The organism is Rubneribacter badeniensis, from assembly GCF_002899695.1.
In the GTDB taxonomy this organism is placed as follows: domain Bacteria; phylum Actinomycetota; class Coriobacteriia; order Coriobacteriales; family Eggerthellaceae; genus Rubneribacter; species Rubneribacter badeniensis.
The window spans coordinates 1-10,290 of the sequence record NZ_PPEL01000101.1 but is presented as its reverse complement, the minus strand read 5'-3'; the positions used below and the strand labels follow the sequence as shown (position 1 = coordinate 10,290).

Sequence of the window (10,290 nt, the reverse complement as noted above, 5' to 3'; positions counted from 1 at the left end):
CCCCAGCCCCGAGCGCCCCGCGCGGGCGCGGCTCTCCCTCCCCGAACCCCCTTGCAAACGGGCGAGCCGCATCCGCGCGGGGCGCTCGGGCGCGGATCCCGTTCCTTTCGGGTGCCGCGTGGAGAAGCGGGCGCCGCTTGCTGCCGAGCGGCGCCCTTCCGCTGGCGTTTTGCCGCGAGGCGGGCCTTCCTCTGCCGCGCTCGCCCCGGACGGGCGTTCCCTCGCCGCCGTTTCCCGTCCGCGGCCGGGATGCGAAGGGGCTTCGGTAATGGATTTGGGAAAAACGGCCGATATTGTACCGCGATGCGGGGGAGGCGGGCTGAAAAGGGGCGTTCGGGGCTTGATCCGGGAGCTCGATTCGATGATTTCGGTAACATATCGGGGAAAATCTCCCGATTCTTTACCGTCCCATGCGAACGGGAGGTTGATGGGCCTGTGTTCGGTAACATATGGAAATTTTTCCATAGATCCCTTACCGCCTTTCGCGCGAGGGGGCTTCGCGCGCAGGATCCGCTCCGGAAGGCCCTCGCGTTCCCAAGCCGCCGCAGCCCTGCGGGCGCAGGCCGCCGCGCGATGGCCGCGCGGCTCGGCGCGGAAGGGCCCCCCGTGCCGATGCCTCCCTTGAGGGCGTGGGTTGTCCCGAGCGCCCCGCGCGGGCGCGGCTCTCCCTCCCCGAACCCCCTTGCAAACGGGCGAGCCGCATCCGCGCGGGGCGCTTGAGGTTCCTCGTGTCTTTCGGGCCGAATGGGCGCGTTCGATTGTGCTGCCGTTGGACAATCGGCGCAGGTTGTCCGAACCGGGATCGGTGGAAGCCCCGATTGGGATTGGGATCGAAGCGGCTACTCCTCGGGGCTTCTCGGCAAGACGACGTGTTCGATATCTTGCAGGAACGCGGGGATGTCTTCGAGCACCGTCTGGGCGACGATCATCCAATTGGTGCTCTCGTAATCGTGTACGAGCCGATGGCGCATTCCAGCGATCTTGAACCAGGGGATATCCGGATTGGCCTCTTTGAGCTCGCTTGAAAGATGATGAACCTGCTCTCCGATGTTGTAAAGGGGCGTGGCAAGCGTCCACTGCACCACATGATCAGACATGATCTTGTTCGCGGTTATCCCGTATTCTCGCACATAAGAGAGGAGCTCAGATCCCATGCGCCGGATGGCGGCGAGGCGGTAGGCGTCGTCTTTGACCATGCCACGCGCAACCTGTCCCGCATGACGGAGCCGTAAAAGAGCGACTCGCGTTCGATTTCGCGTATCTCGTACACGTCGACGGGCTTTTGAAAGCGCAAGTGAAGCTCTTCGGCTATGGCGAACACGTTGGGAGCGTGGAAGTCCGGCCCGCCGACGATGAGCACGTCCAGATCCGAATCGGGATGTGCTTCGCTGCGCGCGTAGGAGCCGAACAGGTAGGCCGCTTGGGCGTGGTACTTTCCAACAAGCCGCTTAAGCTCGTCCTCGAGCTGCGCCAAGCTCACGACGGTATCGCCCATGTTCGCCTCCTTCGCTTTTTCGACGTTCGTTGCCGCTTATTCTACCATGCTTATGTTGCGCTTTGCCGCAGGTCGTCCCGGTCGAGCAAAAGGGATGTCTCTTTCGTTCGCCGCTCGCCATTTCCATCTTTTCGAGCGCGGCAAGGTCGAGGCCGATATCGTTCGTGATGTGGATGATGCGGACGATTTGGTCGATGCCTCCCTTGACGCGTTCCAAATCGCTGACGAACCGGATACCGCATTTGCCGAACCGCGCGATCTCGACTTGGGCGCAACCGGGCTTCTTGTGCCGCGCGTGAGCGGCATGTCCCAATTCCCGTGAATCGCGCACAACGCTTTTCCGCTGCGCCATGGCCGCACGCGTCCTTCGGCTCGAAATGTTCCCGATGGGGATTGCGCGGCGTGCGCGTGCAAGAGGCGTCCCAAAAGGGAGAATCGAAACGCGGTCGCTCGCGTTTTCTTCGCTACGTTCGCTCCACCTCCCAGTGCCCTGCGCGCGGGCTTCCGATTCGTCGCACGCGCCCTTCGTCCTTCAGGGACGCTATCGCTCGTTCGACGGTGCGCTTCGACGCGCCGATGCGCTCGGCCACGTCGTCCACGGTGGCATGCGGATCCTCCTCGAACGCGTCCATCACGGCGAGGCGAAGCCGGCGGGATGGGTCTGCGGACGCGCAGTAGGGTGCTATGGCATCGCGGATGGCCCTCAGCATGAATGCGATGAACCGGGTGGAGGCTCCGTCTGCGTTGGATGCGTTCAGGGCGGCGTAATAACCGCCCTGACGTTGCCGAATCATGCTCTCCACGGGAAGCCATGCCAGTACGGGTCGCCATCGGGCGAGAAGCAGGGTGTGCCAGAGCCGGCCCGTTCTGCCGTTTCCGTCGGAGAAGGGGTGCACGAACTCGAATTCGTAGTGGAACACGCAGGAAGCGATCAAAGGCGGCACTTCGGTACCCTTCAGCCACGCGAACACATCGGACATGACTCCGGGGACGTAGGTGGCCGGCGTGCCCGCGTGGACGAGGACGCCCCGCTCGTCGTACACGCCCGCGTTCTTCGAGCGGAACCTGCCCGCGTCTTTCGCAAGTCCCTCCATCATCGTTCCGTGGGCTCGAAGGAGGTCGTCGAGGCTGAAAGGGTTCAGCTCGTTCATGAGGTCGTAGGCTCGTTTGGCGTTTTCGACCTCCCTGATGTCGTCGGGCGGGCCGAGAACCCGCTTTCCCTCGAGAACGGCGGTCACCTGCTCCTCGGTGAGCGTGTTCTGCTCGATGGCAAGCGAGGAGTGGATCGTCTGTATGCGCAGCCGACGATGCAGGGTGGGCGAGGCGGCGAGGTCGGAAGCGGGGGAGAGGCTCCCCACCATCTCGGCGATTTCGAGTGCGACGGTTGAAATGTCGGGCGTTATCTCGAAGGGCGGTTCGTAGGGCATAAGCAGCTCCAATCTTTTACCGCCAATATTTTACCGCCAATGGCGGTAAAACGGGAGCATCCGCACAAGGCAACGGGGTGGCAGGCTCTGAAGATGCGGCTCTTCGCAATCGAGGAGAGGCACGGCACCACGCCGAAGCGTCGTCGGCTTGCGTCCGTCCCCCGCCTTCTTCAGTCGGTGCATTCTGACGGCGGCTGGTACCTTGCATCAGCTTTTCAGCTGTGGGGCGGCGAGGGCCGCTTTGAAGCCCCGCTACCCCTGCCGTCCCTCCTGCCGCCCCTCGATCACGTCGAGGAACTCCTGCTTGCTGTGCACGTCCATCTTTTGGTAGATGTGGCGCAAGTGCGTGGTGACGGTGCCGCGCGACAGGTACAGCTCCTCTTGGATGCGCGCGCTCGAACGGCCCTTCGCGAACAGGATCATGATCTCGGTCTCTTTCGGGGAGAGCCGGTATTCGGCGGCCACGTCTTGGCAGCGATCGTGGAAGCGCCTTCTGCGCGGCTCCTCTGCGTCCGCTTGCGCGTCGTCTGGTTTCGTCAGCGCGATGAGGTCGCTTTCGCGGAACACGAACATGTACGACGCCAGGATGGCCAGCGTCGCCAGAAGCGCGATGAGCGAAAGCGTCTGCGGCGAGAACGGAGCCAGCCGGGATATGGTCTGGCCCGCCACCGATCCCAGCAGCACGCCGAGCGTGATCATGCCCCAGCCGATGCCGAACACCGTGATGGACGAGAATCGGAAGTTGAACGAGATGTCGGCCAGCAGCACCCATATGAGCACGTTGAATGTGCCGTAGCCGGCCAAGGCGATGGTGCTCTCAACGTCTGTCAAGCCGGTGAACACGGGCAGGAGCATGAAGAACACCGCCATGACCAGCATCACCGATTTGTACACCTGCCGAAGCCCGATTTCGCGCGAGAACAGGATGCACCCGTAGACGATGCCCATGGTGAGGACGCTCGCCCAGACGATGGGGTTGCGGTAGAAGCTTTCGACGGGCGCTTCATTCGCCGCGATGAACACGGCGCGCACCACGCCGTCGGCCAGTCCGATGAGGCAGGCGCAGGCGCCGATCTTCCACGAAAACCTTCCCAGATGGATGCTCACGGGCTGCACGTTGGCGGCAAGGCGGGGCGACCAGGCTTTCAGGTGGACGAACAGTATCCAGCCCGATGCGAGGGGCAAAAGCGATGTCACTGCGCATGCTGCCGCCGAGGGAAGAGACATGACCAGCGGAAACAGCAGCGCGGCAAGAAAGAAGGCGAAGGGCACCTCGAAAGCCGTTTTCTGCGGATCAACGTTGCGGTACAGCTCGCCGTATCCGAGGTCGATCAATCCCGATCCAACTCCCGTGCACAACGCGCCCGCCGCACCGAGGGGCACCTGTGCAGCTCCTGGCAGCGTGATGGAGGAGATGAGCAGCGTTCCGGCCATCGTGAGGGCGGGCCCCAGCAGCCGGAATCGCCATCGTTTCGCGAGCGCTTCGAGGTGCTCGCCCAGAAACGCGCTGGCGAACAGCGTCGCGCACAGGGCGACGGTCGACCCGGTGAACACGATGCCGGGCACGGGTTGGCCGTTCCACGTGACGCAGCTGACGGCTGCGCCCAAGAACATGAGGTAGACCCAGCCGCGAGCGAGGGCGAAGCCGATGGTGCGCGGGCCGAGGAAGTTCTTCCATGAGAGGCCGCGCATGCGCTCTCGGGCTACGGCGAAAGGCGAAGGATTGTGTGGCTGCGTCATCTTGAATCCCCCCGATTCGATGATCCCCGTGAATGAGATTATAGCGTTCCCGCCGAGTTCGGGGGTGAGGCACTTGCGCAGTTCGCTTTCCTTGGCAAGCTTCTCACCAGGTGTTTTCAAAAATCATGGGAAATGCATGATGCCAATCCCGTGAATCCGAGGCGATTTTTCGACAAAACGCATGATGCGTTTCGCGCAGCCGTCGGGCAGACTAGGGAGCCGAAGGAGGGGCGGCTTTGGCCGTCTCTCGCCAAGACGAGAGAAGCGAGAAGGAGGAGGAATGGGTAGGCTGAATCTGTCCCGGCGCACGTTCGCGAAGCTCGCCGCGGCGACGGGCGCCGCTTTGGCATGCTCGGCCGCCGCGCCGAACGCGGCGCTTGCGGAAGACGCCGGAGCCGCCGCGCGCGGCGGCGAGGTCAAGCGCGTGCGCACGTGCTGTCGCGGCTGCGGCAAGATGGAGTGCGGCGTGTGGGTGACCGTCCAGGACGGACGCGCCGTGAAGGTGGAGGGCGACCAGTCGTCGTTCCAGTCGAGCGGCAATTGCTGCGGCAAGTCGCAGTCGTCCATCCAGGCGGCGTACCACCCCGACCGCATCTACCACCCCATGAAGCGCACGAACCCCAAGAGCGAGGATCCGGGTTGGGTGCGCATCTCGTGGGACGAGGCCATGCAGACCATCGGGGAGAAGTTCAACGAGATCATGGAGCGCTACGGCGGGCAGGCCATCTTCAACATGTGCGGTACGTCCCGTCAGTGGGTGTACGCGCCGTACTGCTTTTACAAATGGCTGTTCGACACGCCGAACGCGCATCTGGCTTCGGAGATCTGCAAAGGCCCGCGGCGTTTGATGGGCTGGATCAGCTCGGTGGACGGTGCGCCGTGGATGGCGTTGCGCGATGGTCCGCGCGTGTACGTGCAGTGGGGCACCGCGCCCGAGAACTCGAACTACGACGACAGCTGCCGCAACCTCGTGGACAAGATGACCGAGGCCGATGTGCACATCTGCATCGACCCGCGCCTGTCCGGTTCCGGCAAGGAGGCCGATTACTGGCTGAACCTGCGTCCCGGCTCCGATGGCGCGCTGGCTTTGTGCTGGCAGCATGTCATCATCGAGCACGACTTGGTGGATTGGGAGTTCGTGAAGCGCTGGACCAACGCGAGTTTCCTCGTGGTGGAGGACATGGAGCCCACGGGCGGGCGCTACTTCGAGCTGTCGTCGCCCATGGCGGGTTCGACGGCGGGCTCTCCCGCTCCGCCGGCGGACATAGCGGGAACGAAGCTGAAAACGCGCCTGCTCAAGGAGTCGGACGTGGTGGAGGGCGGCAGCCCCCGCAGGTTCTACGCATGGAACAAGCTGGCCAACGACGGCGCTGGCGGTTTGGTGTTTTGGGACACCGACGCCACCCAATGGGAAGGCTGCAACCATGTGGCGCCCACGCGCGATCAAATGGAGGTGGTGTACGAGGGCACGTCCCAAGAGGGTTACCTGCCGCCCCTTTCGTACGGCGAGCTGGTCGATGCGGGCATCGATCTGGACATGCGCGAGTCGCACGAGGTGACGCTGCTCGACGGCAGCGTCCATACGGCCAAGCCGGTGTGGGCCTACCTCGAGGAGTCGGTGGCCGACTGCACGCCCGAATGGTGTCAGGAGATCACCGGGCTCGATCCGGAGCTCGTCGAAGAGGCGTGCCTTGTGTGGGCGACGCGTCCTGAAGGGCAGACCTACGGCAACGGCGGCATCCATTTGAACCTCGCGCCCGACCAGATCGGCAACTGCACGCAGACGGTGCGCGCGGTCATCCATCTCATGTACATGACGGGCAATCTCGACGGCCCCGCCGGCAACCGCGGCCTCACGCGCTCCCCCTTGGACGAGCAGGCCATGTCGGTTCCCGGCTCCAACATGCCGCAGGAAGTGAAGGCCCAGCTCGTTGCCTTGGGCACTATTCCGATGGAAGGGGTCACGCCCGATCCGACGAACCTGCCCGACAAGATCGACACGCTGTCCAATATGATAGGCGCAGAGAAGTTCCCGCTCACGGCGTACTATAACGAGTGGTCGGATGCGACGATGATTTGGGAGGCATGCCTTGAAGGCGACCCGTATCCGCTGAAGGGGGGCATCAACGAGTCCGGCTCGTTCATGAACATGTCCAACGCCAATCTGGCGTGGGAGGGCCTCAAGGCTCTCGACTTTTGGGTGGACATCAACATGTTCCACCATCCCGGCACCGAGATGGCCGACATCCTGCTACCATGCCAGCATTGGCTGGAGATCAACAACATCCGCGTGTCGCAGGGGGCTTCCGGCGGCATCGGGGCCACGGTGCGCTGTGTCGAGCCGCCGAGCGACACGAAGTTCGACCACGACATCAGCCGCCTGATCTTCGATGCCGTCGGTGGTCCGAACGCCACATGGAACTCGCTGATCGACACGACGAAGCCGGCGCCGGATCATTGCGACGAGCGCATGGACGAGTGGTTCGCCGCCAACAGCGCCGCCAACCCCAAGGTGACGTGGGGGTCTTGGCAGGAATTCTCCGACTACTATCAAGAAAACGGCTGGATCAACGCAAAGGAGATCGAGCCTGATCGATGGGGCACGTACCGCCGCTTCGAGACGGGCTGGATGCGCATGGGCAAGGACGCGTGCACGGGCAAGCTGTTCAGTTGTGACAACGAGACGGGCGAGCCGGTGAACAACTTCGGCTTCCCCACGCCCACGGCGCTGGCCGAGTTCTGGCCGATGCTGTTCGAAGCGTACGCCGTCGATCGCGCCAACGAGTTCGAGCCGGGCAAGTACGACCTTCTTCACGAGATGCTTCCCCACTACGACGAACCGGCGTCCGGTCCCAAGGGCGATGTGGACATGGGCGAGTACCCCATCATCCTCACCACGGGGCGCCGCATCCCGGTGTATTTCCACTCCGAGCACCGGCAGCTGCCGTGGTGCCGGGAGCTTTGGCCCGCACCGCGTTTGGAGGTGAACCCGGAGGATGCTGCGGAACTGGGCCTCAAGCAGGGCGACTGGGCTTGGATCGAGACCGAGTGGGGAAAGGTGCGCCAGGTGGTGGATCTGTACTACGGCATCGCAAAAGGTTGGGCGAACGCCGAGCACGCCTGGTGGTTCCCCGAGCTGCCCGCTCCCACGCACGGCTTCACGCTCTCGTGCATCGACTGCATCTGGGATCCGCACGGGCAGGACACGCACATCGGGTCGTCGCACATGCGCGGCGTGCCGGTGAAGATCTACAAGGCCACGCCCGAGAACTGCCCGGACGGCAAAGTCGTCCCCTGTGCGCCCGAGGACGGCACCGAGATCATCTACGACGCATCCGACCCGCGCCTGAAAGCGTGGCTGCCGAACTACGAGATACGAGAGGGTGAGTGAGCCAGTGACTTATTCGGCTTCTATCGGAAGCGGCGCGTCGGTCGCCGCGACGCGTTCCGGGCGACCTGCCTGCCCGGAACCGGGAATGGGAAGGGAGGCGTGACGCCATGACCCAGTATGCTATCGTCACTGATCTGAACCGGTGCGTGGGCTGCTTGGCCTGCATGGTGGCCTGCAAGGCCGTCAACAACGTGCCCATCGGATCCTATTGGAACAAAGTGCTGCGCATCGGCCCGTCTCTGAAGAAGGGCGCGACTTCTTCGCGCGATGTGGAGATGTACTACCTGCCCGTGCAGTGCCAGCACTGCGCCGACCCCGAGTGCGTGAAGGTGTGCCCTACCGAAGCCTCGCACAAGCTCGAGGACGGCACCGTGCAGATCGACAAGTCCAAGTGCATCGGCTGCCAGTTCTGCGCCATGGCCTGCCCCTACAACGTGCGCTACCTCAACGAGGAGGAGGGCGTGGTGGAGAAATGCACCCTCTGCGAGCAGATCACGGGGCAGGGCGGTTTGCCGCAGTGCGTCATCCAGTGCGGCGGGCGGGCCCGGTTCTTCGGCGATATGGATGCGGGGATCGAGGGCTTCGAGGCGCCGGCGGTGGGCTACGACGCCGACCGCTCCTACGATGCGCTCTACACGGGCAACCGCGTGACTTTGGGAGAGCTGGCCCAGGACTTCGACGAGGCCACTGAGCTGCACCGTCTGCCCGACGTGGGCAACGGCCCGGAGTTCGCTTACATTCTGCGCGATCGCGAGTGGAAAGGAGGGGAGTAGCATGGAGCTGCAGTGGCCTTTGATCCTGTTCACCACGCTCGTGGCGTGGAGCGCGGGGACGTTCGGGACGCAGGGGATCCTCGCCCTGAGGGGCGGGGCGCGAAGGTCGCAGGCCGCGCTCGTGGTGGTGAGCGCGGCCCTGCTGGCCCTCTCCGGCATCGCGGTGTTCTTCCACCTCGAGCACTGGGAGCGCATCTTCAACGGCTTCGGGCACCTTTCGTCTGGCATCACGCAGGAGCTGATCGCGGTGGTCGCGTTCGCCGCGGTGGCCGTGGCGTACTTTGCGTGCCTGCGGCGCTCGGGCGAGGGGGCGGTACCCAAGTGGGCCGCCGTGCTGGCCGTCGCCGCGTCGCTTGTGCTGGTCGCCGTGTGCGCCCACAGCTACGTGATGGCGGCGCGTCCGGCGTGGGACAGCGTTTTGGAGGTGCTGTCGGTGGTCGGAGCCTCGTGCATTCTGGGACCTGCCACCGTCGCCGTCGTCATGGCGCTGCGCGGCGACGACGTGTCGGCCTGCGGGACGCTCGCGCTCGCCGGCGCGGCGATCGGCGCGGTGTGCATCGTCGCCTACGCGGCCTTCCTGCAGGCTTCCGGCGGCTCCTTCGTCGAGGTGGGCTACTACTTCGACCCGACCCATCCCACGGCGGCCATGGCCGATCCGGAGGGCGCGGTCGGTGGCCAAGCGGGCCTGCTGTGGCTGGGGGCCGTGGCCGTGGGCGCGGCGGTTCCGCTGGTCGCGGCTTTCCTCGGGCGCAGGCGCGGCACGGCGGGCGCCTGGAAGGTCTGGGGGTCGGTGGGCGTGGCCTGCGCCCTCGTCGGCGCGGTGTGCCTGCGCGTCGCGTTCTACGAGCTGGGGTTGTCGGTGTTCATGTTCTACTAAGGCCGTGCGCCCCCTCCTGCGCCGAAAAGTTGCAGGAGGGGGCGGGGCCTCTTTCTTCCCGTGTCGTCTCAAGCGCCCTCCGCATGCGCGGTCTGCCATCCCCGAACCCCCCCCCTTGCAAACAGGCAGACCGCGCATGCGGAGGGCGCTTTGGGGTACAAATGCCAGATCGACGCAAGGAGGGCTTCAAGTGCGTTCTGCCGCTCCGTGCATCCGAGTCCTTCCGAAAGCGCCGAGGCTTGAGGCGTGGCGCTGGCCGGACCGAATGGGCATCGACGAGCCGCGCGCCGACGATGCTTTGCGGAAGTCGCTGCGGATTTGGCATGCCGGACCGGCAGCTCCGGGTTTTCGAAGCGGTTTTCGAAGCGGTTGTCTGCTACGGTAATGGAATCGAAGATTTTTCGCGATATTTTATCGAAAAAGCGAAACAAATGGACAAAAGTTCGTGTTTTGCGACAAAATGGGGGTGCGGACAAAAAGTTGGACACTCCGGTGTCCGGATTGGAGTCCGCATGTACCCGTTGGAGACCAGGGAGCTCGCCGTGGAGGCCGTCGCGGCGGGGTTCAGCCTGACCGAGGCGGCCGAG

9 protein-coding genes are annotated in these 10,290 nt (G+C 64.4%); 5 read left to right on the top strand and 4 right to left on the bottom strand.

All coding sequences use genetic code 11. The annotated features are described in order from the left end of the window. Positions 1 to 839: 839 nt before the first annotated feature. Entirely contained in the window at positions 840 to 1,097 is a 258-nt protein-coding gene (locus C2L80_RS12065; protein ID WP_157941085.1) for a HepT-like ribonuclease domain-containing protein, read from the bottom strand. A 14-nt stretch (positions 1,098 to 1,111) separates the two neighbouring features. Next, on the bottom strand, positions 1,112 to 1,495 hold the full coding sequence (locus C2L80_RS12060; RefSeq protein ID WP_087198680.1) for a nucleotidyltransferase family protein: 384 nt from the start codon (positions 1,493 to 1,495) through the stop codon (positions 1,112 to 1,114). Here C2L80_RS12060 and C2L80_RS12055 point away from each other — a divergent pair. Next, the gene (locus C2L80_RS12055; protein ID WP_129589959.1) at positions 1,494 to 1,817 is read left to right on the top strand and encodes a hypothetical protein; all 324 of its coding nucleotides are present in this window, start codon (positions 1,494 to 1,496) and stop codon (positions 1,815 to 1,817) included. The two genes, C2L80_RS12060 and C2L80_RS12055, sit on opposite strands and share 2 nt — an antisense overlap. Positions 1,818 to 1,959: 142 nt before the next feature. Here C2L80_RS12055 and C2L80_RS12050 read toward each other — a convergent pair whose 3' ends face one another. Then, complete coding sequence (locus C2L80_RS12050) at positions 1,960 to 2,922, bottom strand: Fic family protein (protein ID WP_087198678.1); 963 nt, start codon at positions 2,920 to 2,922, stop codon at positions 1,960 to 1,962. A 252-nt stretch (positions 2,923 to 3,174) separates the two neighbouring features. Further along, a complete protein-coding gene (locus C2L80_RS12045) occupies positions 3,175 to 4,662 on the bottom strand; it encodes a helix-turn-helix transcriptional regulator (protein WP_103263281.1) in 1,488 nt (495 codons plus the stop codon). A gap of 280 nt (positions 4,663 to 4,942) precedes the next feature. On the opposite strand from C2L80_RS12045, the gene C2L80_RS12040 reads away from it, so the two are divergent. The 4 genes from C2L80_RS12040 to C2L80_RS14185 form a co-directional block, all read left to right on the top strand. After that, positions 4,943 to 8,053, top strand: coding sequence for a molybdopterin-containing oxidoreductase family protein (locus tag C2L80_RS12040; protein ID WP_103263280.1), 3,111 nt, complete (start codon positions 4,943 to 4,945; stop codon positions 8,051 to 8,053). A 107-nt stretch (positions 8,054 to 8,160) separates the two neighbouring features. Continuing rightward, positions 8,161 to 8,826 carry a 4Fe-4S dicluster domain-containing protein gene (locus C2L80_RS12035; RefSeq protein WP_103263279.1) on the top strand — a complete coding sequence of 222 codons (666 nt, stop codon included), beginning with the start codon at positions 8,161 to 8,163 and terminating at the stop codon, positions 8,824 to 8,826. 1 nt (position 8,827) lies between these two features. Further along, entirely contained in the window at positions 8,828 to 9,703 is an 876-nt protein-coding gene (locus C2L80_RS12030) for a dimethyl sulfoxide reductase anchor subunit family protein (protein WP_103263278.1), read from the top strand. A 323-nt stretch (positions 9,704 to 10,026) separates the two neighbouring features. Further along, the coding region (locus tag C2L80_RS14185; protein WP_204600605.1) for a hypothetical protein at positions 10,027 to 10,290 on the top strand (264 nt) is incomplete at its 3' end.

Bases quoted from the DNA above. Each gene is read 5' to 3' on its own strand.
- C2L80_RS12065 (WP_157941085.1), bottom strand. From the start codon at position 1,097: ATGTCTGATCATGTGGTGCAGTGGACGCTTGCCACGCCCCTTTACAAC.
- C2L80_RS12055 (WP_129589959.1), top strand. From the start codon at position 1,494: ATGTTCGCCTCCTTCGCTTTTTCGACGTTCGTTGCCGCTTATTCTACC.
- C2L80_RS12060 (WP_087198680.1), bottom strand. From the start codon at position 1,495: ATGGGCGATACCGTCGTGAGCTTGGCGCAGCTCGAGGACGAGCTTAAG.
- C2L80_RS12050 (WP_087198678.1), bottom strand. From the start codon at position 2,922: ATGCCCTACGAACCGCCCTTCGAGATAACGCCCGACATTTCAACCGTC.
- C2L80_RS12045 (WP_103263281.1), bottom strand. From the start codon at position 4,662: ATGACGCAGCCACACAATCCTTCGCCTTTCGCCGTAGCCCGAGAGCGC.
- C2L80_RS12040 (WP_103263280.1), top strand. From the start codon at position 4,943: ATGGGTAGGCTGAATCTGTCCCGGCGCACGTTCGCGAAGCTCGCCGCG.
- C2L80_RS12035 (WP_103263279.1), top strand. From the start codon at position 8,161: ATGACCCAGTATGCTATCGTCACTGATCTGAACCGGTGCGTGGGCTGC.
- C2L80_RS12030 (WP_103263278.1), top strand. From the start codon at position 8,828: ATGGAGCTGCAGTGGCCTTTGATCCTGTTCACCACGCTCGTGGCGTGG.